The 23,275-nt window shown below is 69.1% G+C and carries 26 protein-coding genes; 6 read left to right on the top strand and 20 right to left on the bottom strand.

The genetic code is table 11. From position 1 onward, the window contains the following. Positions 1–3 precede the first annotated feature (3 nt). From DN824_RS01040 to DN824_RS00985, 12 genes are read right to left on the bottom strand one after another with little or no spacing between them, the layout of a single operon-like run. Positions 4–678, bottom strand: coding sequence for a hypothetical protein (locus DN824_RS01040; RefSeq protein WP_138406533.1), 675 nt, complete (start codon positions 676–678; stop codon positions 4–6). Beyond that, positions 675–1,112, bottom strand: coding sequence for a type II secretion system protein GspM (gene gspM, locus DN824_RS01035; RefSeq protein ID WP_138406532.1), 438 nt, complete (start codon positions 1,110–1,112; stop codon positions 675–677). The genes DN824_RS01040 and gspM overlap by 4 nt, the downstream gene beginning before the upstream one ends. After that, on the bottom strand, positions 1,109–2,218 hold the full coding sequence (locus DN824_RS01030) for a type II secretion system protein GspL (RefSeq protein WP_138406531.1): 1,110 nt from the start codon (positions 2,216–2,218) through the stop codon (positions 1,109–1,111). The genes gspM and DN824_RS01030 overlap by 4 nt, the downstream gene beginning before the upstream one ends. Continuing rightward, complete coding sequence (locus DN824_RS01025; protein ID WP_138406530.1) at positions 2,215–2,802, bottom strand: type II secretion system protein; 588 nt, start codon at positions 2,800–2,802, stop codon at positions 2,215–2,217. Before DN824_RS01025 ends, DN824_RS01030 begins: the two co-directional genes overlap by 4 nt. After that, positions 2,799–3,158 carry a prepilin-type N-terminal cleavage/methylation domain-containing protein gene (locus tag DN824_RS01020; protein ID WP_138406529.1) on the bottom strand — a complete coding sequence of 120 codons (360 nt, stop codon included), beginning with the start codon at positions 3,156–3,158 and terminating at the stop codon, positions 2,799–2,801. The genes DN824_RS01025 and DN824_RS01020 overlap by 4 nt, the downstream gene beginning before the upstream one ends. After that, positions 3,155–3,610, bottom strand: coding sequence for a prepilin-type N-terminal cleavage/methylation domain-containing protein (locus DN824_RS01015; protein ID WP_206666150.1), 456 nt, complete (start codon positions 3,608–3,610; stop codon positions 3,155–3,157). Before DN824_RS01015 ends, DN824_RS01020 begins: the two co-directional genes overlap by 4 nt. Beyond that, positions 3,607–4,050: a type II secretion system major pseudopilin GspG gene (gspG, locus tag DN824_RS01010; protein WP_138406528.1), complete on the bottom strand. Its 444-nt coding sequence runs from the start codon at positions 4,048–4,050 to the stop codon at positions 3,607–3,609. Before gspG ends, DN824_RS01015 begins: the two co-directional genes overlap by 4 nt. Before the next feature lie 11 nt (positions 4,051–4,061). After that, on the bottom strand, positions 4,062–5,261 hold the full coding sequence (gene gspF / locus DN824_RS01005; protein ID WP_138406527.1) for a type II secretion system inner membrane protein GspF: 1,200 nt from the start codon (positions 5,259–5,261) through the stop codon (positions 4,062–4,064). 12 nt (positions 5,262–5,273) lie between these two features. Beyond that, positions 5,274–6,722 (bottom strand): GspE/PulE family protein, encoded by a 1,449-nt coding sequence (locus DN824_RS01000; RefSeq protein WP_174236458.1) that lies wholly within the window; start codon positions 6,720–6,722, stop codon positions 5,274–5,276. Positions 6,723–6,733: 11 nt separating this feature from the next. Then, positions 6,734–8,665 carry a type II secretion system secretin GspD gene (gene gspD / locus DN824_RS00995; RefSeq protein ID WP_138406525.1) on the bottom strand — a complete coding sequence of 644 codons (1,932 nt, stop codon included), beginning with the start codon at positions 8,663–8,665 and terminating at the stop codon, positions 6,734–6,736. Beyond that, complete coding sequence (locus tag DN824_RS00990; RefSeq protein WP_138406524.1) at positions 8,658–9,083, bottom strand: pilus assembly protein PilZ; 426 nt, start codon at positions 9,081–9,083, stop codon at positions 8,658–8,660. Before DN824_RS00990 ends, gspD begins: the two co-directional genes overlap by 8 nt. Continuing rightward, a complete protein-coding gene (locus DN824_RS00985; protein WP_138406523.1) occupies positions 9,080–10,708 on the bottom strand; it encodes a bifunctional UDP-sugar hydrolase/5'-nucleotidase in 1,629 nt (542 codons plus the stop codon). The genes DN824_RS00990 and DN824_RS00985 overlap by 4 nt, the downstream gene beginning before the upstream one ends. A 192-nt stretch (positions 10,709–10,900) precedes the next feature. On the opposite strand from DN824_RS00985, the gene DN824_RS00980 reads away from it, so the two are divergent. Further along, positions 10,901–12,952 (top strand): PhoX family protein, encoded by a 2,052-nt coding sequence (locus DN824_RS00980; protein ID WP_138406522.1) that lies wholly within the window; start codon positions 10,901–10,903, stop codon positions 12,950–12,952. A 173-nt stretch (positions 12,953–13,125) separates the two neighbouring features. Here DN824_RS00980 and gspK read toward each other — a convergent pair whose 3' ends face one another. Further along, the gene (gene gspK, locus DN824_RS00975; protein ID WP_138406563.1) at positions 13,126–14,136 is read right to left on the bottom strand and encodes a type II secretion system minor pseudopilin GspK; all 1,011 of its coding nucleotides are present in this window, start codon (positions 14,134–14,136) and stop codon (positions 13,126–13,128) included. A 145-nt stretch (positions 14,137–14,281) separates the two neighbouring features. On the opposite strand from gspK, the gene tatA reads away from it, so the two are divergent. From tatA to DN824_RS00960, 3 genes are all read left to right on the top strand, one after another. Continuing rightward, the gene (gene tatA, locus DN824_RS00970) at positions 14,282–14,500 is read left to right on the top strand and encodes a twin-arginine translocase TatA/TatE family subunit (RefSeq protein ID WP_138406521.1); all 219 of its coding nucleotides are present in this window, start codon (positions 14,282–14,284) and stop codon (positions 14,498–14,500) included. An 80-nt stretch (positions 14,501–14,580) separates the two neighbouring features. Next, positions 14,581–15,009 (top strand): UPF0158 family protein, encoded by a 429-nt coding sequence (locus DN824_RS00965; RefSeq protein ID WP_138406520.1) that lies wholly within the window; start codon positions 14,581–14,583, stop codon positions 15,007–15,009. Between the two features lie 61 nt (positions 15,010–15,070). After that, positions 15,071–15,418, top strand: coding sequence for an MmcQ/YjbR family DNA-binding protein (locus DN824_RS00960; RefSeq protein WP_138406519.1), 348 nt, complete (start codon positions 15,071–15,073; stop codon positions 15,416–15,418). 3 nt (positions 15,419–15,421) lie between these two features. On the opposite strand, the gene dtd is transcribed toward DN824_RS00960, so the two are convergent. Together dtd and pip are read right to left on the bottom strand one after the other, a co-directional pair. After that, complete coding sequence (dtd, locus tag DN824_RS00955) at positions 15,422–15,859, bottom strand: D-aminoacyl-tRNA deacylase (RefSeq protein WP_138406518.1); 438 nt, start codon at positions 15,857–15,859, stop codon at positions 15,422–15,424. Continuing rightward, positions 15,859–16,830, bottom strand: coding sequence for a prolyl aminopeptidase (pip, locus tag DN824_RS00950; protein ID WP_138406517.1), 972 nt, complete (start codon positions 16,828–16,830; stop codon positions 15,859–15,861). The genes dtd and pip overlap by 1 nt, the downstream gene beginning before the upstream one ends. 133 nt (positions 16,831–16,963) lie before the next feature. Here pip and DN824_RS00945 point away from each other — a divergent pair, with 133 nt between their 5' ends. Further along, entirely contained in the window at positions 16,964–17,395 is a 432-nt protein-coding gene (locus DN824_RS00945; protein ID WP_138406516.1) for a hypothetical protein, read from the top strand. Between the two features lie 7 nt (positions 17,396–17,402). Here the strand turns inward: DN824_RS00945 and DN824_RS00940 are convergent, their stop codons facing one another. From DN824_RS00940 to DN824_RS00920, 5 genes are all read right to left on the bottom strand, one after another. Then, entirely contained in the window at positions 17,403–17,966 is a 564-nt protein-coding gene (locus DN824_RS00940; protein ID WP_138406515.1) for a lipocalin family protein, read from the bottom strand. Between the two features lie 39 nt (positions 17,967–18,005). After that, positions 18,006–18,260, bottom strand: a complete 255-nt coding sequence (locus DN824_RS00935) for an outer membrane protein assembly factor BamE domain-containing protein (protein WP_138406514.1) — start codon at positions 18,258–18,260, stop codon at positions 18,006–18,008. Between the two features lie 138 nt (positions 18,261–18,398). Further along, positions 18,399–19,004 (bottom strand): DUF924 family protein, encoded by a 606-nt coding sequence (locus tag DN824_RS00930; protein ID WP_138406513.1) that lies wholly within the window; start codon positions 19,002–19,004, stop codon positions 18,399–18,401. Next, on the bottom strand, positions 19,004–20,014 hold the full coding sequence (locus tag DN824_RS00925; RefSeq protein WP_138406512.1) for a class 1 fructose-bisphosphatase: 1,011 nt from the start codon (positions 20,012–20,014) through the stop codon (positions 19,004–19,006). The genes DN824_RS00930 and DN824_RS00925 overlap by 1 nt, the downstream gene beginning before the upstream one ends. Before the next feature lie 163 nt (positions 20,015–20,177). After that, complete coding sequence (locus DN824_RS00920; RefSeq protein WP_138406511.1) at positions 20,178–22,631, bottom strand: glycogen/starch/alpha-glucan phosphorylase; 2,454 nt, start codon at positions 22,629–22,631, stop codon at positions 20,178–20,180. A 201-nt stretch (positions 22,632–22,832) separates the two neighbouring features. On the opposite strand from DN824_RS00920, the gene DN824_RS00915 reads away from it, so the two are divergent. Continuing rightward, positions 22,833–23,234 carry a YkgJ family cysteine cluster protein gene (locus DN824_RS00915; RefSeq protein ID WP_138406510.1) on the top strand — a complete coding sequence of 134 codons (402 nt, stop codon included), beginning with the start codon at positions 22,833–22,835 and terminating at the stop codon, positions 23,232–23,234. Positions 23,235–23,275 lie beyond the last annotated feature (41 nt).

Raw genomic sequence — 23,275 nt, 5'->3', positions numbered from 1 at the left:
GCCTCACCAGCTCATCGACGTCTCGAAACGCTGCTGACCGGCATCGATCAGGCCGAACTGACGGAGCAGCGCTGCCAGTTCCGAGCCCGGTTCGACGCTGCCGGCCAGGTCGCTGCGGCGCGCATCCCGCAACGCCGTCAGCGCGAAGCGATGATGCCCGGCGCGTTCCAGGCGCGCGTTCAACCGAGGCGGTCCCGTGCAGTCGAGTTCCAGATCGCCTCGTCCCAGCGGCATGCCCCAGGGGGCGATCAGGACCAGCCGTGGCGCGTGCAAACCGCCCTCGGCGGCCACGCAACGACGGCCTTGCCCCCGCACCAGCACGCTGCCCTGCCAGGCACCCTCCAGACGAACCAGCTCGCCGCTCGCCGGTCCTGGCCCTCCATCCTCCAGCGTCGCCTGCCAGGCCCAGGGCCAGCCGCGCACGACGGCATGCCAGTCCCGCTGCAAGGCACCGGCGCTCACCTCGAGCGCCGGACCGTCGGCCAGCCGCACCCGCCAGCGCAACGGAGCCAGCGCACCCAGCCGCTCGGCCTGGCCGCGCCACAGGGTGCCGCTGACCGCTTGCGGCGCCCAGCCTTCCGGCCAGGGTATCCAGCGCGACCAGAAGGCGGCCGGCGCACCGGCCAGCGCCACCAGGACGAACACCGCCAGTGCCCAGACGAGCAGCGCCGGCCTCAACGCATCGGCTCCCGACCGGCCGGCCGCGCCACCAGGGTGAAGGCGAACCCCTCGGCATCGCGCCGCACGGCCCACGCCTCGACTCGCCAGCCCTGGGCAACCACGCGCTCGACCAACGCCGCCAGGGCGCCGGCTCGTGGCAGGCGGCCCTCCACCGACCAGTCGCCATCGGCCTCGCGCACTTCGGTGAGTACTACGCCGCTGGCCTGGCCCAGCGCGCCCCAGTCGTCGGCGACCAGCGCGCGGGACTGCGCCAGCGCCTGGGCCTCGATGGCCAGCTGTCGCCAGCGCAGGGCGTCCTGCCAGCCGTTGAGCAACGGGCGGCCGGCCACGTAGGCCGCCATCAGCGCCACCAGCAGCCAGCCGACGGCCAGCAGACGCTGGCGTGCCGGCGGCAGGCCCTGCCAGTGGCTGAACAAACGGTCCAGGCTCATGAGTCGCCTCCTGTATCCAGATCGAAGCGGGCAGTCAGCTGCGTGCCGTCCTGCTCCAGGGTCGCAGTCATCCCGAGCGCCTCGCCGAGGGCATCCCAACGTCGTCCGTCGCTCAACGAGCCGTCGGCGCCGCTCAGGGTCAGGGTCCAGTGACGACCGTCGAAGCCGAGGGCTTCCAGCTGGACGCCAGGCGCTGCGGCCAGCAAGGCGTCAACGGCCGAGCCCAGCGCGGCCAGTTGCTGCTGACGGAACGCCGCCGCCTGGTCGTCCCGCTGCAGCCGCCGCAGGCGCGCCTCGGCCTGCGGCGGCGTGGTCACACCGCCGAGCCGTTCGGCCAGGCGCACACGCCCCTGCTCGCCCTCACGGTAGGTCTGGCCAAGCTGCGCCAGCCCCCAGGCCAGGGCGCAAACGGCGCAGAGCGCGGCCAGCTGGCGCAGGCCCCGACCGGAAGCCGACGGGCGCCGTGCCCGATGCCCAGGTGTCAGGTCGGCCAGCGACGCCAGTGGCTGCCCGGGCCCACCCGGCGCCTGGCGCGGCAGTTCCTGCGCCCCGTCGGCGGAGGTCCAGGGTCCGAGCGGGTCCGGCCAGGCGAACCAGTACGGCAACCCGGCCTCGTCGAGACCCGCCACGCACCGGTAACCGTCACGCGGCCAGACGAGCGCCTGCCCCGGCGCGATGTCGGGCAGCAGCTGATACTCGCTCCAGCAGCGCTCGATGCGCATGCCATGCTCGGCGGCGGCCTGCTGCCAGGCGGTCAGCCGGCTGCGCTCGACGACCAGCAGACGCAAGCGCCCAGCGTGGCGGCCGACGCAGGTCACCTGCACCGCCTCGGGAGGCTGCAGCAGGCGGTCCTCGAGCAACAGCGGCCATTCCGACGGGCGCACGCCCGGTGGCGCCGCCACTTCGAACTGGCTGCACGCCGTCGCCGGAACCAGCAGCGCACGGCGCAGCGTCTCGTCATGCCGCGCGGGCGGCCAGTCGCCTTCGGCAAGCAGCTGCCCGGCGCGCCAGTGCAGCCAGCGCCACGGCCCGGCGTCGCTCGGGCGCAGCAGCAGCCAGTCGTCCGCCGCCGGGCGGGCCAGGTGTCGCCGCAGGGCCTCAATCATGGCCGGGTATCCGGCAGGGCGAAGGTGCAGACATAAGGGTCTCCGCGAAACAGGAATTCGAGCCGCACGCCCGCGTTGGGCTGCGCCGCCACCGTGGAGGGATAGGCCAGCCAGCGCTGGCCCTGGCGAAAGCTCAGGCGTGGCTGAGTGACCTCTTCCAGGCGTTCGCGCAGCCTCCATTGCGGCTGATCGGCCGCGTAGAGGTCGTCGCTGCTGTACAGCGCCAGTCGCGCGTCCCCGGCCTGGTAGACCAGCCGCTGACGCTGCAGGCGCGAGCCTTCGGTAACCGGCGGCCAGCCGGTCAGGGCCGTCCACTGCAGTTGCAGGCGGTCGGGCTGCCAGTCGAGCCAGGCCATCGGCAACGGCAGGCGCTGCTCGTACAACTGGCGCAGGGCAAGGCCGTCGAAGCGGCTTTCGAGCGCCAGGCAGAAATCCAGCACCGGCGGCCGCTCGGCGGCGCCCAGGCGCTCGCGTACCTGCAGCCAGCCGTTGACCAGCGCCGCGACCAGCACCCCGAGCACGGCGGTCAGGGCGATCGCCACCAGCAGTTCGATCAGGGTCAGGCCCTGCTGGCGGTCGATCATGGTCGTTGCAGGAACAGGCTGTACTGGCCGAGCGGACGACCGTCCTCGGCGCGCAGCATCAACTCGCCGCGGCGCAGATTGGCCACGCCCGTGTAACCGAGCGTGAGCTGCCACAGGCACAGGCCGGGGCCCTGGCGCAGTTCGCCGCCCACCTCGTCACGCATCGGCCAGTACTGCTCGACCTCGAAGCGCGCCAGCAGCTCGCGCGCGCAGAGCGCCCCGTACTGGTGGTCGCGTACCGCCAGGTGGCCGTCGATGCGCTGACGCAGCACGCCGCCGACCATCACCGCCAGGGTCGCCGCGATCAGCAGCGCCACCATGACCTCCAGCAAGGTGAAGCCGGCGCTGCGGTTCATGGCTGCGGACCGATTCGCAGCTGGCCGTCGCCGGCCCACTGCCAACGCTCGCCGCCCTGCGGCCAGGACCAGTCGAGCAGCGCCGCGCCCGCGACGCCGGTCGGGGTGAACACCACCCACGGCCGGCCTTCGGCCGCCGGCCGCGGTTGCAGCGCCTCCGGCCAGTCGCCCAGGCCGAGCGGTTCGGCCTGCCAGCCGGTCCCGCCGGTGTTCGGGTGCAGACGCAGCAACGCCGGCGCCCCGTTCGACCAGCCGAGCCCGAGCAACCGACCGCTGTCGCGGGCCTCCTCGGCCAGGCTGGCGGCACGCTGCGCCAGCCGGCCAAGCGCGTCGGGCACCGCGGTTTCGCCCCGCGCCAGCCAGGCGACCGACAACCCCGTCAGCAGCCCGACGATCAGCAGCACCAGCAGCAGCTCCAGCAGGCTGAAGCCCGCGGCACGGCGGCGTTTCACAGGTTCCAGTTGCCGATGTCGGCATCGGTGCCCTCGCCGCCCGCGATGCCGTCGGCGCCGAGGGAATAGACGTCGAAGCGCCCGTGCTGTCCGGGCGAGCGGTACTGGTAGGCCTGCCCCCAGGGGTCCTTCGGCAGGCGGCGCAGGTAGCCGTCGGCACGCCAGGCGCGCGGCAGCGGCTCGCTGACGGGCTTTTCGATCAGCGCCGCCAGGCCCTGCTCGGTGGTCGGGTAGCGCAGGTTTTCCAGGCGGTAGAGGTCCAGCGCCTGCTCGAGGGTGGCGAGATCCGCGCGCACCTTCTGCTGCATGGCCTGATCCTGGTTGCCGAGCACGTTGGGCGCGACGATGGCCACCAGCAGGCCGATGATGAAGATCACCACCATGATTTCCATCAGGGTGAAACCGCGTTGCCGGCGGCAGGACAAGGACGAATCGCGCATGGTCTGGACTCCTAGAAGGTGAGGCCCTGGTTGAGTTGCATGATCGGCAGCAGCACGGCGAGGACGATGAACAGCACGATGGCACCCATCACCAGGATCATCGCCGGCTCGAACAGCGCCAGGGCCAGGTCGACCTGGCGGGCGAAGGCGCGCTCCTGGTTGTCGGCCACGCGCTCGAGCATCTCGGCCAGCGTGCCGCTGGCCTCGCCACTGGCCACCATGTTGATGAGCATCGGCGGGAAGTGGCCGTCGGTGGACAGCGAGCGGTGGAGGCTCAGGCCGCCCTTGACCTGTTCGCGGGCACGCTCGAGCGCCGCGCGGATCGGCAGGCTGCCGACCGTGGCGGTGCCGACCTGCAAGGCGTCGAGCAGCGGAACTCCGCTGCCGCAGAGGATCGCCAGGCTGCGCGACAGGCGCGCGCTGTCGAGCACACGCAGCAGCACGCCCACGCGCGGCAGGCCGAGCAGCAGGCGGTCGCGGCGAAAGCGCCAGTGCGGCCGTCGCAGCAGCGCGCCGCCGCCGATCGCGGCCAGCACCAGTGCGCCGAGCAGCCAGGGCCCGGCCGCGACCAGCGCCTCGCTGAGGCCGATCAGCACCCGGGTGATGGGGGGCAGGCTGCGCCCGAGGTGATCGAACTGCTCGGTCAGGCGCGGCACCACGAAGGTCATCAGGCCCACCACGACGATCACCGAGACCAGCATCAGCACCGCCGGGTAGACCAGCGCGGTACGTGCCTTGTGGCGCTGGCGCTGGACCTGTTCGAGGTAGTCGGCCAGGCGTTCGAGTACCGGCGCCAGGCGGCCGGAGCGCTCGCCGGCCTCGACCAGCGCGCAATAGAGCGTATCGAAGGGCGCGCCATGGCGGCGCAGGCTCTCGGCCAGCCCGTGACCCTCGGCCACCGAGGCGCCGACGCTGGCCAGCACCCGCCGCGACGCCGCGTCGAGCTGGCGCTCCAGGGTGGCCAGCGCCTCGGCCAGGGGTATCGCCGCGCCGAGCAGGGTCGCCAGCTGGCGGGTCAGTTCGCAGAGCTGGGCATGGCTCAGCCGTCGACCGGCCGCGCGCCGCCCGCCTTGCACCTGCAGCTCGAGGCGGCGGGCGAACAGGCCCTGTTCGCGCAGCAGCTGGCGGGCGTGGCGCTCGCTGTCGGCCTGCACCAGGTCGCGGCAGCGGCGGCCCTGGGGGTCGAGGGCGTGGTAGAGGTAGGTCGGCATGGCGGCGTCCCGTTAGCGCTGCACCGCGCGCAGCACTTCGGCGAGGCTGGTGCGGCCCTGGCGCAACTGGGCCTGGGCCGCCTGAGCCAGGCTCTGGCGGCGGCCGGCGAGATAGCGCTCCATCTCCGGCTCGCTGGCACCGGCGTAGAGCAGGCCGATCAGGCCCGGGTCCAGCTCGATGAATTCGTACAGCCCCAGCCGCCCGCGGTAGCCGGTGTGGGCGCAGGCTTCGCAGCCGACCGGCTCGAAGAGCGCCTCCAGCGCATCGAGCCCTTCGAGCAAAGCCTGTTCGGCCGGCAGCAGCGATCGCGGCCGGGCGCAGTCGCACAGCTGGCGCACCAGCCGCTGGGCCAGCACGCCCTTGAGGCTGGAGGCGATCAGGAACGGCTCGATGCCCATGTCGCGCAGGCGGGTCACCGCGCCCACCGCGCTGTTGGTGTGCAGCGTGGAGAGCACCAGGTGGCCGGTGAGGCTGGCCTGCACGGCGATCTGCGCGGTCTCCATGTCGCGGATCTCGCCCACCATGATCACGTCCGGGTCCTGGCGCAGGATGGCGCGCAGGCCGCTGGCGAAGGTCAGGCCGGCGCGCGGGTTGATGGCGGTCTGGCCGATGCCGGTGATGGCGTACTCGACCGGGTCCTCGACGGTGAGGATGTTGCGCGTCCCGTCGTTGAGCCCATTGAGGCTGGCGTACAGCGTGGTGGTCTTGCCCGAGCCGGTCGGGCCGGTGCTGAGCAGGATGCCGTTGGGCTGCTGCAGGCAGCGCCGCAGGCGCTCCTCCACCTCCGCCGGCATGCCCAGGTTGGCGAGTTCGAGCAGGCTGGCCTGCTTGTCCAGCACCCGCATCACCACCCGCTCGCCATGGATGCCCGGCAGGGTGGAGACGCGGATGTCCACGTCGCGTCCGCCCAGGCGCAGGCTGATACGGCCGTCCTGCGGCTGGCGCTTCTCGGCGATGTCCAGGCGTGCCATGACCTTGATCCGCGACACCAGCATGGCCGACAGCGCTCGCGGCGGGCTGAGCACCTCGCGCAGCTGGCCGTCCACCCGCAGGCGCACCACCAGGCACTGCTCGAAGGTCTCGATGTGAATGTCCGAGGCCTTGAGCCGCAGCGCCTCGGCCAGCAGCCCGTTGATCAGCCGGATCACCGGCGCCTCGTTCTCGCTGTCGAGCAGATCCTCGATGCGCGGCAGTTCGCTCATCAATCCGGCCAGATCGACCTGCTCGGCGATGCCGTCGATCCACGCCGCGCTGGTCGGCTCCCCCGCCTGGTAGAGCGTCCCCAGAGCCTGCTCGAAGGCTTCGCCGGCCAGGGTGGTACAGGCGCTCGGCGCGCCGTGCACCCGCAGCACTTCCTGCAGCTGGCCCAGGTCCGGCGCCTCGCGCAGCAGCAGGTGCAAGCCGCCGGCCTCGGCGCGCAAGGCCACGCCGCACTGGCGGGCCAGACGATAGGGCAGCAGGGGCTCGGCCATCAGCGCACCAGTTCGCCGAGCCGCGCCCGGCTCGAGGGGAACAGGCCGAGCAGCTCGCCCTGCTCGGCCAGGGCCGGCAGTTCCAGGGGGCTGGCGGCCTTCAGGTTGCGGTATTTCTCGTCGCTCAGCTGGCCGAGGGTCAGGGCGTCGCGCACGATGCGCGGGCGGATGAACACCATCAGGTTCTGCTTGACCTGGCTGCGCGCGGTGGAGCGGAACAGCCGGCCCAGCCCGGGCACGTCGCCGAGCAGCGGCACGCGCTGGTCGCTGTTGGCACGCTCGTCGCTGATCAGCCCGCCGAGCACCACCATGCCGTTGTCCTCGACCATCACCGTGGTCTTGATCTCGCGCTTGTTGGTGATGACGTCGCTGGCGCTGCTGGTATCGGCGATCGAGGAGACTTCCTGGATGATGTCCAGCCGCACCGTGTTGTCGACGTTGATCTGCGGCTTGAGGCGCAGCTTCACGCCGACTTCCCTGCGCTCGATGGTCTGGTAGGGGTTGGCGTTGTTCTGGGTGATCGAACCGGTGACGAAGGGCACTTCCTGGCCCACCAGGATGGAAGCCTCGGCATTGTCGAGGGTCACCAGCGTGGGCGTGGACAGCAGGTTGAAGCCGTTCTCGTTGCGCAGGGCGTTGAGCAGCGCGATGAAGTTGATGCCGCCGCCGACGTGCCCGACGCCGGCTGTCACGCCCTGTATGTTCGACAGCAGCGAGCCGGCCTGGGTGTAGTTCCGGCTGGCCGCCGCCGCGGCGAGGCGATTGATGCCGTTGTTGCCGAAGCTGACGCTGCCGGCCGGCAGCTTGCTGTCCGGGTCGAGGAACAGCCACTGCACGCCCAGCTCCTGGGCACGGGTGTCGGAAACCTCGGCGATGATCGCCTCGACCACCACCTGGGCACGACGGATGTCGAGCCGTTCGATGATCTGCCGGTAGGTGGACAGATCGTTGTCGGGGCCGAGCATGACGATGGCGTTGGCGCCCTCCTCGGCTTCCAGCCGCACGCCTTCGACCGTGGCCACCGGCGTTGCCGCCGCGCCCTCTTCGGCCGGCACCGCGCCGGACTCCTGGCCGAGCCCGCGCAACACCTTGAGCACGTCGCCGGCGCGGGCGTGGCGCAGGTAGATCACTTCGGTGTTGCCGACGTGCTCGCGGGCCACGTCCAGCTGGCCGAGCAGCTGCCGCACGCGCTCGCGGGCCGCGCCGCTGCCGCGTACCAGCAGGGCGTTGCCGCGCTGGTCGGCGACCACCTTGGCGCTGTCGCCGGCGCCTTCCCGGCCCAGCAGCTCGGTGACCACCTTAGCGGTGTCGCGGGCATTGGCATGACGCAACGGCAGGGTCTCCACCGGCTCGTCGCTGACCTGATCGAGCTGGCGCAGCAGGGCCTCGATGCGGCCCAGGTTGCTGCGCCAGTCGGTGACCACCAGCAGATTGGCCGACGGATAGGGGGTGATGACCCCGACCCGCGGGTCGATCAGCGGCTTGATCACGTCCAGGATCTGGGCGCTGCTGGCATTGCGCACGCTGAACACCCGGGTGGCCATGCCGTTGGCGGCCTGCGCGGTGCGCTGCGGCGTATCCACCGGCACCGGTTCGAGGCGCGCCGCCTGGTCGGGCACGATCTTCACCTGGCCGTCGGCCAGGTCCACCGCGGCGAAGCCCTGGGCGCGCAGCTGAGCGAGGAAAAGGTCGTAGATTTCGTCCGGGGTGTGGCGGGTGACCGTCCGCACGGTGACCCTGCCCTGCACCCGCGGGTCGACGATGAAGGTGGTGCCGGTGATCCGCGAGACGCTGTCGATGAACTCGCCCATCTCGGTGTCGACGAAATTGACCTCGTAGCGCTGCGGCTCGGCGAGCGGGAATTCCTCGGCCGCGAGCGGCGACGCGAGCAGGCAGAACAGCAGCGGAGTTGCTATGGACAACCTAACCATGGCGTTTGAGTCCTTGCAGGGGGCGCTCGGCGGGCCAGGGCAGACGCTCCAGCCGGCCGTTGTGTTCGAAGATCAGGCCGCGCTCGTCGATGCGGCGCAGCACGATGCCGGGTGCCAGCGACTGGCCCTCGGTCAGGGTGTGCTGCTGCTCGCGGTAACCGAGTACGACCACGGTGGCCTGCAGCGGCTCGGCCTTCAGCCCGCCCACCCAGGTCAGCGGCAGGCCGGTCACGGGAATCTCGTCGCTGACCGGCGCGGTGCGGGGTGTCCAGTGCTCGGTCAGAAGATCCAGCGGCGGCACCGTGCGGGCCGGGGCCGTCAGCGGCAGGGGTGCCGGCCCGTGCCAGAGCGTCAGCAGGCACTGGGCGGCCAGCCACGCGGCGAGCGTGGCCAGCCCCAGCTGCAGGACGCCGGTCATGCCGTCTCCCCCGGTGCCGGATGCCAACCGGGATGGCCCTGCAGGTAGCGCAACTGCGGCACGGCCAGCGCCGGCAGTCGCCAGTCGCCCGGCTGCTCGCGCAGGTAGGCTTCCAGCATCTGCCAGAGCGGTTGACCGCCCGCCTGCGGACCGAGGCCGAAGGTACGCAGCCGCGCCGGCGCGGCGGGCGCCTGGACGCGCTGCCCGCTCGGGCTGTAGGCGACCTGCCAGGACTGGCCGAACAGGCGCGGCAGGTCTTGGCTGTTGTCGAGAATGGCCAGGTCGCCGAACAGCTGTTCGGCGGCGTTCTCCAGAACCCGCCCCAGCGAACCCGCCGCCACCTCGCGCACCGGCGCCGGGTGGCTGCCGGTCAGGCACAGCAGGTGTTCGCGGGTGATGACCTGGCCCTGGCGCAGCGGCACGTCATAGCGCAGGCCCGGCAGCAGCACGCCGCCGTCGTAGCCCTCGGCGAGGGCCTGGTGAATGAGGCGGTCCCAGCTGCCACCGCGCACGTCCCGCCGCCAGAGCGGTTCGGGCGCCCGTGCCAGCGGCTGGTCGAGCCAGCCGGCATGGGCCGCACGCTGGACAGCGAGCTCGCGCGACAAGCGGGCCTGGGTCTCGCGGCCGGCGGCATCCAGGCTGCCGGCATAGGCCGGATGGAAGCTCGCCTCGAAGCGCCAGCCCGTGTCGCCCGGCAGGCAGCGAATGCGAAAGGCGCCGCAGCCGCGGCTGCCGGCCACCACCAGCGGCACGCGGCGGCCCGACGCCTGACGGACCTCGATCGGGCGCGGCCAGAGGTCCTGCCCGCGGGCCGCGAGCACCAGGTCCACCTGTTCCAGCCGCTCGGCCAGCCACAGGCCGGGGCCGGTGCCAACGTCAGCCAGGGCGATCACCAGGTCGGCCTGCCGGCGGGCCTCGTCGAGGCTCGGCTGAAGGGCGTCGAACCATTGCGCCAGGGTGCCGGCCTGGTCCGCGGCATAGGGGTCCGGCAGACCGACCACGGCGATCTCGACGCCTGCGCGTCGAAAGCGCGCCAGCGGCTGAACGCCCGGGCTCTGCAGCCCGGCGCCAAGCACCGGGCGGCCCCACTGGCGGTACAGCCCGGCGGCCTGCTCCGGCCAGAGCACACGCTCGTCGCTGCTGACCCGCACCTCGGCGCCGAGCAGTTCACTGCCCTGGAGGCCCGACGCCCCTTGGGTCAGCATGGCCAGCCCGCTGCCGTTCCAGCACTGGCCGTTCTCCAGCACCAGGCAATTGTCGACGCCGGCTTCGCGGCGCAAATGTTCGAGCAGGGCGCCGAGCGTCGCGTAACCGCCGATTTCCGACGCTGGCAACGCGGCATCGAGCAAGGGTCCGAACTGGGGGGCATCGGGGAAGGCGGCGCGGGCGCTCGGGCCGGTCAGCCACGGCGCCTGGCCGATACGCGAGGCGGCGCCCAGCCGGGTGCGCGGCACCACCGGCAAACCCGGCTGGCGTGCATCCAGGGTATCGGCGTAGTAGAGAAGCTCGAAAGGGCCCCGGCCACTGGCCGATCGCGCGCTGCTGGCGCAGCCCCCCAGCCAGGGCAGCGAGGCCCCCGCCATCAACCACGCCAGCGCCTCGCGGCGCGCCAACCTTGTCATCAATCTGTCACCCACAACTCGAATGCGTGGGGATATTGCGGCAGTCAGATGACAGGGACATGTCAGACAGCCATCGGCCGTCTGTCAGGAGAAGCAGTTCTTTTTAGAACATATCTTCATATAACTATAAAAGAATTATCACATTCGCTACCTACAGTCCTGGCTCGCCAACACCTAAGCCAAGGAGCTGTAAGCATGAGCCGTCATACTGGCACCAACGTGAATGCCAACCCCAGCGACAACCGGCCGATGGACTCGGTACTCGAGTCCTACCTTTCCCGCCGTACCGTTCTGCGTGGCGGCCTGGGCGCTGCGATCGCCATGATCGCGGGCACCGGCCTGACCGGTTGCTTCGACAGCGGCGGCAGCAGTTCGCGCCGGAACAACCCGAACCCGGGCAACCCGAACACCCCGGCACAGCCGCTGGCCCTGAGCTTCGACTCGATTCCTGTTTCGCGCACCGATGCCTGCGTCGTCGCCGCCGGCTATACCGCGAGTGTCCTGGCGCCCTGGGGCCAGCCGATCAACAGCAACGCCGCTCCCTGGAAGGACGACGGCACCAACACTTCGGTCGACCAGGCCAACGCGATGGGCATGAACCACGACGGCATGCACTTCTTCCCCATCAACGGCAGCTCGGACGACGGGCTGCTGGTGATGAACCACGAGTACATCGAAAACGTGCTGCACCCCAACGGCCCGACCCGGGTCGGCGGCGTTCGTCCGGTAGAGGAAGTGCGCAAGGACATCAACGCCCATGGCGTGGCCGTGGTGCGTATCACCAAGATCAACGGCAACTGGCAGGTGGTCGAGAACGACCCGCTGAACCGTCGCTTCACCACCGCCAGCGTGATGGACCTGTCCGGGCCGATGCGGGGCACCGACCACGTGCGTACGCCCTTCTCGCCCAACGGCACCGAGACCCGCGGCACCAACAACAACTGCGGCAACGGCTACACCCCTTGGGGCACCTATCTGACCTGCGAGGAGAACTGGCCGAACGTCTTCGTCAACACGCAGCAGCCCCTGCCCGCCGACCAGGCGCGCATCGGCATCCGCAACAGCGGTACCAGCCAGTACGCCTGGGAAACCGCCGCGGGCGATCCGAGCGAGGTCGACGACGAATTCGCCCGTTTCAACATCACCCCGACCGGGGCCGACTTCACCCAGGATTACCGCAACGAGGCGAGCACCTACGGCTACATCGTCGAGATCGATCCGTACAATGCCAACACCCGCGCCGTGAAGCGCACCGCGCTGGGCCGCTTCCGTCACGAAGGCTGCTGGCCGGGCCTGCTGGAAGCCGGCAAGCCGGTGGTGTTCTACAGCGGCGACGACGCTCAGAACGAGTACGTCTACAAGTTCGTCTCCACCGCCCTCTGGGACCCGGCCGATGCCAACCCGAGCGATCGCCTGGCCACCGGTGCCAAGTACATGGACCAGGGCACCCTCTACGTGGCGCGCTTCGACGACAACGGCACCGGTGTCTGGCTGCCGCTGACGGTCGCCAGCGTCGCCACCAACGGGCAGACCCTGGGCACGCTGTTCGGCGATATCGACGACATCATCCTCAACACCCGCGGTGCGGCCGACGCCCTTGGCGCCACGCCGATGGACCGCCCGGAATGGACCACGGTCAACCCGCTCAACGGCGACATCTACCTGACCCTGACCAACAACTCATCGCGCACCACGCCGAACGCAGCCAACCCGCGTACGAACAACGTCAACGGCCACATCATCCGCTGGCACGACGCCGACGATCAGCTCAACTTCACCTGGGACATCTTCGTCTTCGGTTCCGAGGCGACCGCCGCCCCCTCCACCAACCGCTCGGGCCTGACCGACCTGAACCAGTTCGCCAGCCCGGACGGCATGATCTTCGATAACCGCGGCATCCTCTGGATCCAGACCGACAACAGCGGCAACGCCGTGGCCAGCCAGACCAACGACCAGATGCTGGCGGTAATCCCGACCAACCTCGTCGACGCCCAGGGCAACCAGGTGCCGGTGACGGCCGACAACCAGAGCGAGCTGCGCCGCTTCTTCATCGGCCCCAATGGCAGCGAAGTGACCGGCATCGCCTACACCCCGGACTACACCTCGATGTTCGTCAACATCCAGCATCCGGGTAACTGGCCGTACAGCGACGATGCGACCGAAGCGACGCCGGCCGGCGTCACGGTTCGCCCGCGCGCCTCGACGGTAGTGATCCAGAAGGTGGACGGCGGCCCGATCGGCGTCTGATCCCTCCTGCCTGAACAAGGCCGGCACCGGAAACGGTGCCGGCCTTTTTTATTCGCCTCTCCGTAACGGCAGCCGCACGCCTACCCGGCTGCCCCGGCAAGGCGCCCTTCGCTGCGTATTCGCTGATCGAACGAAGCGTGCTTCGGCCTGCCGGCCCCCAAGCGACGCTCGGCTCAGGGCACCAGGAGGCGGGCCGGCGTCTGCGCGGTCCAGAACGGCGCGGGCTGGCGGCTGCGAAAGAGCACCTGCTGCGCCGGCACCCGACTGTGCCAGCGCGAGACCCCGCGCACCTCGACCTGGTGCAGGGTTCGGTAGTCCGCCTCGTCCAGCCGTATCTCGATGCCCAACAGGAAGTGGTCGCTGTTCAGCAGCAGGCCTTCGCTCAGGCGCTCGAAGGTCGCCTCGTCCAGCGCGCCCAGATGGCGGCGCAGGTCATCGGCGTCACGGTAGCCGCCGGCGGGGCGCGCACTGATCAGGCGGGTCAGCAGGCTGCGCGGCAGTCCGCCCTCGTACAGCGCGTCCAGAAGCGGCAATTGCTCCAGGGTCAGCGCGTTGACGTTGAGCCGCCAGCCTGTGTTTTCCGGCAGCGCGCACAGCTGGGGGTGGCGCAGGTAGCGCTGCGGTTCGGCCGGCAGCAGCAGGTTCAGCTCGCTGGTGTCGCGCAGTGGCTGGTTCGCGGCCACCCGCGGCCGGGGCAGGCGCAGATACTGGTCGGTTTCCGCGCCCAGCACCTGCGCCTGGTGATCGGCGTCCATCCAGTCGATCAGCCCATCGATCAGGCGGTCGTCGTCGAACGAGGGCCGTCCGCCGCCGAGCAGATGGGCCAGTTGCCGCCGTGCACGGGCCTGATCCTCGCCAACCAGCGCATTGAGGTTGAAGCAGGTACGCAGGTCGCGCAGCAGCAGGCGCGCCTGGCCGCCCTCGAAACGGTACGGCAGCGGCATGCCGCGCAGTGCCTGCCAGAACAGGGGGCTCTCGCGCCAGGCCGGATCGCGCATCGCCTGCACGGCGAAGGCCCGCGCCGCGGTGTCGACCGCCCGTGCCTGGATCCGCGTCTGCAGTTGCCGCGTGCGCTCGATCTCCTCACGGCCCTGCTGGACCAGCCAGGTCAGCCCGCCCGCCAGCATCGCCAGCGCCATCAACACCATGAGCAGGGCCACGCCCCGCTGCCGCCCGTAATTCATCACTGCCATCCACCAATCCTGGCGCCCTAGTAAACGCGGGCAAGGTTGCAGAAGCGTGGCAGGCCGGCCTCGGCGTCATCGCCCGGTCACACCCGTGCGGCAGGCTATGCCGAACCCATTTTTTCGACAGACAGGGAGACACCTCATGGGCTTCGGCGGTATCAGCATCTGGCAACTGGTCATCATCCTGCTCATCGTCCTCATGCTCTTCGGCAGCCGGCGCCTGCGCAGCCTGGGCAGCGACCTGGGCGAAGCGGTGGGCGGCTTCCGCCGCACCATGGCCGGCGGCGAGGCGCCGTCACCACAGCTGGAGCAAACCACCCAGCCAAGCCGGACCACCCAGGAGTCCGTCGAGCGGGCCTGAACCACGGCCCGATGAACGTCGCGCACCCCTTCGGGACGCCAGGGTCAGAAATGCTGAACCCCTTTTTTCGAAAGGCTCTCATGCGCCCCCTGACCATCGATCTCGACCGCCTCGAATACGCGCTCGACAGCCGCGACGCCGCCGAGTACTACCTCGACCAGGAAACCGGGGAGATTCGCGCGGTGTTCCCCGGCGACCCCGCGCCCGGAGCCGAGGAGAAGTACGACGTCCAGCACGACCGTTACCTGCACATCGAGCGCCTGGACCTGGCCCAGTCGCTGGCGATGCGCGAGGCCTTCCTCTTCACCATCCACGATCCGGACGCGCACGTGGCCCACGCCGTGCTGAGCGATGCACTGTCCGGGCGCCGGCCGCTGCGCACCTTCGATTTCAAGCTGGAAGACTTCCCGCGTATCCGCGAACGCTGGCTGCACTACCAGGCCACCCAACTGCGCGAATACGCCATCACCTGGCTGCACGACAAGGGCCTCGAACCGTCGCGCCGCTGAGCGGCAAACGGCGTCGCGAAGCGGCTAGACTGCCGGCTCTCAGGGCTACGGAAATACAGCGATGAGCATCGACGACATCGAACGTTTCTGCCTGCAGCTGCCCGGCACGCACAAGCGCGTGCAATGGGGCGGCGTGCATGTCTTCTCGGTGGGCGAGCGCAAGATGTTCGCCACCCTGCACCTGTCCGGCGCTGGCGCGCTGGCGTTCAAGGTCGACGACGACCATTTTCTCGGCTTCTGCGATCGCCCCGGCTTTCGTCCGGCGCCCTATCTCGCGCGGGCCCGCTGGGTCAGCCTGGACCGTCCCGGCGTCGTCGCTGCGGCGGAGCTGAAGGACCTGCTGACGCGCTCGCACCAGCTGGTGGTGGCCCGCCTGCCGAAGCGGCAACGGGTCGGGTTGCTGCTCTGAGCCTCAGGTTTCCAGCAGAAGGGTCACCGGCCCGTCGTTGACGAGATGGACCTGCATGTCGGCGCCGAAACGCCCGCAGGCCACCTGCGGGTGGCTGGCGCGTGCCCGCTCGAGCAGGTAGTCGTACAGGCGCTCGCCCTCGTCCGGCGGCGCGGCGGAGGAAAAGCTCGGGCGCATGCCGCTGCGGGTATCGGCCGCCAGGGTGAACTGGGACACCAGTAACAGCCCGCCCTCGACGTCCCTGAGCGAGCGATTCATCCTGCCCGCCTCGTCGCTGAAGACGCGGTAGTTGAGCAACCGGTGCAACAGCTTGTCGGCTCGCGCCGGATCATCGCCCCGCTCCACGCCGATCAGGACCAGCAGGCCCTGGTCGATCGAGCCGACCACCTCGCCCGCGACCTCCACCCGCGCCTGGCGGACCCGTTGCAGCAGGCCTTTCATCAGGCGTCCGCGGGCGGCAGGTCGAGCAGCCGGTGGGCGATGTCCGCCGCGGCGCGCACCAGTGCATCGGTGATGCAGGGTTCGGATGCCGAGTGACCGGCTTCGCGGATGATATGCAGCTTGCTGTTGGGCCAGGCCTTGTGCAGCGCCCAGGCATTGTCCAGCGGGCAGATCAGGTCATAGCGGCCATGCACGATGATCCCCGGCAGGTGGGCGATCTTCGGCATGTCGCGCAGCAGCTGGTCAGGCTCGAGAAACGCCTGGTTGACGAAGTAATGGCACTCGATACGCGCCAGCGAAAGGGCCCGGTGGGCATCGGTGAAACGCTCCACCACTTGGTGGTTGGGACGCAGCGTGGCGGTCCGACCCTCCCAGCAGGACCAGGCCTTGGCGGCATGCATCTGGGCGATCTGGTCGTTGCCGGTCAGGCGCCGGTAGAACGCCTGCATCAGGTCGCCACGTTCCTCCAGGGGAATCGGCGCGAGGAAGTCTTCCCAGTAATCGGGGAACAGCCGGCTCGCGCCCTCCTGGTAGAACCAGTGCAGATCCTGCGGACGGCAGAGAAAGATGCCGCGCAGGATCAGCGCCTGCACCCGCTCCGGATGCGCCTGGGCATAGGCCAGCGCCAGCGTCGAGCCCCAGGAGCCGCCGAACAGCACCCAGCCGTCGATGCCGAGAAATTCACGGATGCGCTCGATATCGGCGATCAGGTGTCCGGTGGTGTTGTTCTCGAGGCTGGCGTGGGGCGTCGAGCGACCGCTGCCGCGCTGATCGAAGGTGACGATGCGGTACAGCGTGGGATCGAAGAAGCGTCTGCTCAACCCATCGCAGCCGGCACCCGGGCCACCGTGTATAAAGAGCACCGGCAGGCCGTCGGGAGTGCCGCTTTCATCCAGATAAAGCACATGACCATCACCGACCGGCAGCTCGTGCCGGGCGTAGGGTTTGATTTCTGGAAACAGGTTCTGCATGAAGCTCTCCCGAGTCTGCGGCGCGCTGCGCCGGTTAGGTCATCCTATGGCCGGCGCCGCTGCGACTGCCCTCCCGCCCTTCTATAGCCAGGCTTGGCCTGTGGGCATCATAACCACGAATCAGGAGTAGAGCATGCCCCCGCGAAAGCTCATGTTGCCGCTGTTCTTCATTATGGCACTGCTGCACGGCTGCGCCCGCGAGGACGCGCTGGCCGAACTGGAAGCCGCCACCCGCAGGCTGCAGGAAAACATCGAGGCGCACCGTACCTCGGCGGTGATGGAACAGCTGGCAGACGATTTTCACGCGGGGGACGACCGCGACCGCGCCTGGGCGCAGCGCACGATGACGCTGCTGTTCATGCGCCACCGGTCGATCAACGTCATAGCCCTGAGCCAGTCGAGCCGACTCGACCCGACCTACAGCAACAAGGGCTACACCGACGCCCAGGTCACCCTGACCGGTGCCGAAGGCCTGATCCCCGACAGCGTCCGTCACTACAGCGTTCGGCTCGAATGGTGGCGCGAGGACGGGGACTGGCGCCTGGCGCGGCTGCACTGGGACTGAAGCGGTCTCAGGGCAGCGGCCGCTCGAGGGTCTCGTCGTCCAGCCGCCAGATCAGCTGGCTGGTGTCGTAGCCACGCCTGTGCGCCTCGGCCAGCAGGTGCGCCTGGGTCTGCGTCGAGACGGTCGGCGTACGCGACAGCAACCACAGGTATTTGCGATCGGGGTGCCCGACCACTGCCGTGTTGTACCCCTCGTCGAGGTAGAGGACCCAGTAGTCGCCTTTGGTGAACCAGGGCAGCAGCTTGCTGGCCCAGTTGTCGAAGCGCACCCACAGCTTGTCGGTCTCGCCCTCGACCTGCGGCCAGGCCTCGCCCGTGGCCTGCTGCCAGTCGCCGTTCAGCGTGCGGCAGCGATTGGTCACCGCGAGACGACCGTCGTCCCGGCGCTGGTAGTGCGCCTCGGACTGCACGCACTTGCGCTGGAAGAACATCGGCAGCCTGGCCAGCTCGTACCAGGTGCCCTGGTAACGGTCCAGGTCGACGTTGCCGACGGTGAGTGGAGGCGTCTGTGACGTGGAACTGGCGCAGCCGGCGACCAGGGCGGCGAACAGCACGGCGAACAGATAACGCATGGCGGCTCCCTGCAGGAACCGCCCAGGGTCGGTCCCGCTTTACTTCAGTCCCTTGCCGGAAAACATCATCACGTCGTCGCCGGCATACTGGATGCTGATGAATCGATTCTTGTCGCCCCAGGTGCAGCTGGACACGCCCAGCGCACCGGCGCATTCGGAGGGTTTGCCGAGCAGCGCCTCGACCTCGGAGCGATGCATGCCGGCATGGAGCTTGGCGTAGTTGTCCTGGGTGATCGGGTTGCAGGCCCCGAGAAACAACGCGCAGCCCAGCAGGGCGAGATGACGCAGCGACATGAACACCATCCTCTGATTCGCAAAGCGTCTAGCTTCTCACAGCCGTACGGCCATCTCACGCCTCTGGTTAGGAGGCCGGCGCGGCCTGGAGGTTCCGCGGGCTGTGCCACTCGAGGGGGAAGGAGCGTGCCGCCGCGTTCAGAAGCGCGAGCCGGGCTCGCGCAGAAACTGCGCTTCGGCCTCGCTGGAGACGCGGCCCAGCACCTCGTTTCGATGGGGGAAGCGGCCGAAGCGTGCGATCACGTCGCGATGGCGCACGGCAAAGATCAGGAAGTCGTCGAACAGCGGGCGCTCTTCGGGCGCGGCGATGTCGCGCAGGAGGGTGAACTGGGTGACGGCGATGTCCTGCACCGCGAGGTTTTCGGCGTGTTCGCAGACCAGGTAGATGAAGACCCGCTGGATCGGCGACAGCAGCACGTCGCCGCCCTGGGCCATGCCGTCGTGGACCAGATGCTGGGCGCGTTCGTCGCCGGCGAAGGCACGGGGCGTGCCACGGTGGATCATGCGGGGCAGCTGGTCGAGCAGCAGGATCAGCGCCAGCCAACCCTGCGGCGTGCTCGCCCAGCCATCCAGCTCACCGGCCAGCGCCTGCTCGACCTGGAGGCCGAAACGCTGGCGGGCGTCGTCGTCCTGAATCGCCTTGTAGCCGAACCAGAGGCCCTGCTTCTCGGCGGCGATCTCGATCGACGTGGTGCCCTGGCCGAACCACCAGTCCAGCAAGTCCTGCCAGGGCGCGGCCTGCATCAGGCCTGGTGGTAGCCGGTGATGCGCTCGACTTCCTCCTTGGAGCCCAGGAACACCGCGACACGCTCGTGCAGCGACTTGGGTTCCACCTCGAGGATGCGTTGCTGGCCATTGGTCGCCATGCCACCGGCCTGCTCGATGATGAAGGACATCGGGTTGGCCTCGTACATCAGGCGCAGCTTGCCGGGCTTGTCCGGCTCACGCGCATCGCGCGGGTACATGAAGATGCCGCCGCGGGTCAGGATGCGGTGCACGTCGGCCACCATCGAGGCGATCCAGCGCATGTTGTAGTTCTTGCCCAGCGGGCCTTCCTCGCCGGCCTGGAGCTCGGCGACGTAGCGCTGCACCGGCGGTTCCCAGTGGCGCTGGTTGGACATGTTGATGGCGAATTCGGCGGTGCTCTGCGGCACCTGCATGTTCTCGTGGGTGAGCACGAAGCTGCCCAGCTCGCGGTCGAGGGTGAAGCCCTTGACGCCGTCGCCCAGGGTCAGGATGAGCATGGTCTGCGGGCCGTACACCGCGTAGCCGGCGGCCACCTGCTTGGTGCCCGGCTGGAGGAAGGCTTCTTCGCCGAGTACGTCGTTCTGGCTGAAGCAGTCGCCCGGGCAGCGCAGCACCGAGAAGATGGTGCCGACCGAGACGTTGACGTCGATGTTGGAGGAGCCGTCGAGCGGATCGAACAGCAGCAGGTAGGCGCCTTTGGGGTAGCGGCCGGGAATCTGGTACGGCTTGTCCATTTCCTCGGACGCCATGCCGGCCAGCGTGCCGCCCCACTCGTTGGCTTCGAGCAGGATCTCGTTGGACATCACGTCCAGCTTCTTCTGCACCTCGCCCTGGACGTTCTCGGTGTCCATGCTGCCGAGTACGCCACCCAACGCGCCTTTGGACACGGCATGGCTGATCGCCTTGCATGCGCGCGCCACCACCTCGACGAGGAAGCGCAGATCCGCCGGTGTGTTGTGACTTCGGGTCTGCTCGATCAGGTAGCGGCTGAGGGTCGTACGTGACATGGAAGGCTCCAGGGTGAGGGATCGGCGCAGTTTAGCGCGGCGGCAGTGCGGTGGCACGGCAATATCTCCCCTGAGACCGGAGCCGCCCGCGCGAGTTCAGCGCGGCGTGCGCCGCGCTGATCGCCCGGCACCGCCTTCCCCTTCACCCTCCAGACGGCGCGCCCTACATCACCTTCCAGATCTCCGTGGCGTACTCGCGGATCGTCCGGTCCGAGGAGAACCAGCCCATCCGCGCGGAGTTGAGCACGGCCGACCGCCACCACAGGTTGGAATCGCGCCAGCGCTCCTCGACCTGGAGCTGCGCCTGCCAGTAGGCCTCGAAGTCGGCGCAGACGTGGAAGGTGTCGTGCCAGGTGATGCCATCGATCAGGCCGGTGTAGCGCGCCAGGTCGTCCGGCGAGAAGGCGCCGTTGCGGATCGCCATCATCACCTCCCGCAGGCGCGGCGATTCGGCGAGCGTGGCCTCGGCGCTGAACTCCCCGGCCTGCTTGCGTGCCGCCACCTGCTGGGCGGTAAGGCCGAAGATGAACATGTGCTCGCCGCCGATCTGCTCGCACATCTCCACGTTGGCGCCGTCCAGCGTACCGATGGTGAGCGCGCCGTTGAGGGCGAACTTCATGTTGCTGGTGCCCGAGGCTTCCAGCCCGGCGGTGGAAATCTGCTCCGACAGGTCGGCCGCCGGGATGATGTCCTCGGCCAGGCTGACGTTGTAGTTGGGCAGGAACACCACCTTGAGCAGGCCGCGCACGGTGGGATCGTCGTTGATGGTGCGCGCGATGTCGTTGGCCAGCTTGATGATCAGCTTGGCCTGGTGATAGCTGGCGGCGGCCTTGCCGGCGAAGATCTTCACCCGCGGCACCCAGGGATACCCCGGATCGGAGCGGATCGCCTGGTACAGCGCCACGGTGTGCAACAGGTTGAGCAGCTGGCGCTTGTATTCGTGGATGCGCTTGACCTGCACGTCGAACATGGCCGTCGGGTCGAGGCTGATGCCCAGCCGCCGATGGATCAGCGCCGCCAGGTCGCGCTTGTTCTCCAGCCGCTGCTCGGCGAAGCGACGGCGGAACTCCGCGTTGTCGGCGAAGGGTTCGAGCCCGCGCAGCGCGGTCTCCGGCGAGTCGAGGATGGACTCGCCCACCGCCTCGACCATCAGCGCGGTGAGCCGCGGGTTGGACTGGTAGAGCCAGCGGCGGAAAGTGATGCCGTTGGTCTTGTTGGTGATGCGCTGCGGGTAGAGCCCATGCAGGTCGGTGAAGACCGTCTTGCGCATCAGCTGGGTATGCAGGGCCGACACCCCGTTGACCCGGTGCGAGCCGAGGAAGGCGAGGTTGCCCATGCGCACGCGGCGACCGTGCTCCTCCTCGATCAGCGAGACCGAGCGCAGCAGCTCGAAATCATGGATCTCCTTGGCCCGCAGCGAATCGATGTGGTACGCGTTGATCAGGTAGATGATCTGCATGTGGCGCGGCAGCAACCGCTCCATCAGCCCGACCGGCCAGGTCTCCAGCGCCTCGGGCAACAAGGTGTGGTTGGTGTAGGACAGGGTCCCCACGGTGATCTTCCAGGCCTTGTCCCAGGGCATGGCATGCACGTCGACCAGCAGGCGCATCAGCTCGGCCACGGCGATCGCCGGGTGAGTGTCGTTGAGCTGGATCGCGGCGAACTCCGGCAGGCTGTCGAGCGAATCGCGCTGCTTGAGGTGCCGACGCAACAGGTCCTGCAGCGAGGCGGCGACGAAGAAGTATTCCTGGCGCAGGCGTAGCTCCTGGCCGGCCTCGGTGCTGTCGGCCGGATAGAGCACCCGCGAGATGGCCTCGGCACGCGCCTCCTCGGCGACCGCACCGATGTGGTCGCCGGCATTGAAGCGCTCGAGATGGAAGTCCGCCTCGGCCCGGGCGCGCCAGAGGCGCAGGGTGTTCACGCCGCCGCCCTTCCAGCCGACGATGGGTGTGTCGTAGGCGATCGCCCGTACCCCCTCGGCCCAGTGCCAGAAGTGCTTGGGCTCGCCGCCGTTCTCGCTGGGCATGGCCGATACGCTGCCGCCGAAGCCGATCAGGTAGCTGGTTTCCGGCCGTTCGAATTCCCAGGGGTTGCCGAAGTCGAGCCAGGTTTCGGTCTGCTCGTGCTGCCAGCCGTCGACGATCGCCTGGCGAAACAGGCCGTGGTCGTAGCGGATGCCGTAGCCATGGGCGGCGATGCCCAGGGTCGACATGCTCTCCATGAAGCACGCCGCCAACCGGCCGAGGCCGCCGTTGCCGAGCGCCGCGTCCGGCTCGAGCAGGCGAATCCGCTCGATGTCGACGTCAAGACCGGCCAGCGCCTCGCGCGCGGTGTCGAGGATGCCGAGGTTGCTCAGGCTGTCGATCAAAAGCCGTCCGATGAGGAATTCCAGCGAGAGGTAGTAGACCCGCTTCTTGCCTTCGCTATAGGCCTTGCGCGTGTGGTTCATCCACTGGTCGACGATCTGGTCGCGAGCGGCCAGGGCGATCGCCTCGAACCAGTCATGGTCGAAGGCGTGCTCCGGGTCCTTGCCGACCGAATAGGTCAGTTTGGACAGAACCGCTTCTCGGAAGGCGGCGACTTCGTCGGATTTCGGGACGTTGGGCTCCTGCGTCATGGGCTGACCTCGGGACATTGGAAAACACATGAGGGGTGGCCACGGCGGCTGCGCGGCCACTCTTGCGATAGATTCCCCAAAGGGTTGCAGGTTTCATGCGGCTCTGCGTGACCGTCCGTCAGGGTTTCGCCTCGTCGGACGGAGTGGATATTTTTCCCGCGCCGGCTATGATCGCGCGCCTCCCTGCCCTGGCCATGCCCCGTGAAGCCCAAAGTCATCCCCGCCGCCGACCTCGATCGCCTGGAAACCTGGCCGCGCTACAGCAACGGCATGTGCCGCAGCTGCGACGCCACCTGCTGCACCCTGCCGGTGGAAACGCGCATCGACGACCTGATCCGCATCGGCGTGGTCGATGCCTTCGAGCGCGACGAGCCGGGCAAGTCGATCGCCAAGCGATTGATCAAGATGGGCGTGGTCGAGCGCTTCAACCAGAAGACCGAGGTCTACACCCTGGTGCGCCTGGCCAACAACGACTGCCTCTATCTGGATCGCGTCAGTCGCCTGTGCACCATCTACGACAAGCGTCCCGAGACCTGTCGCAACCACCCGCGCATCGGCCCGCGCCCCGGCCACTGCGCGTACCGGCCCAAAGCCGCGCGCTGAGATCGGGTGGCGACCAGGCCGCCTTGTTCTCCTGCTATCAC

Origin of the sequence: Stutzerimonas nosocomialis, assembly GCF_005876855.1 — a bacterium.
Lineage (GTDB): Bacteria > Pseudomonadota > Gammaproteobacteria > Pseudomonadales > Pseudomonadaceae > Stutzerimonas > Stutzerimonas nosocomialis.
This window is presented reverse-complemented; position numbering and strand designations above follow the sequence as displayed.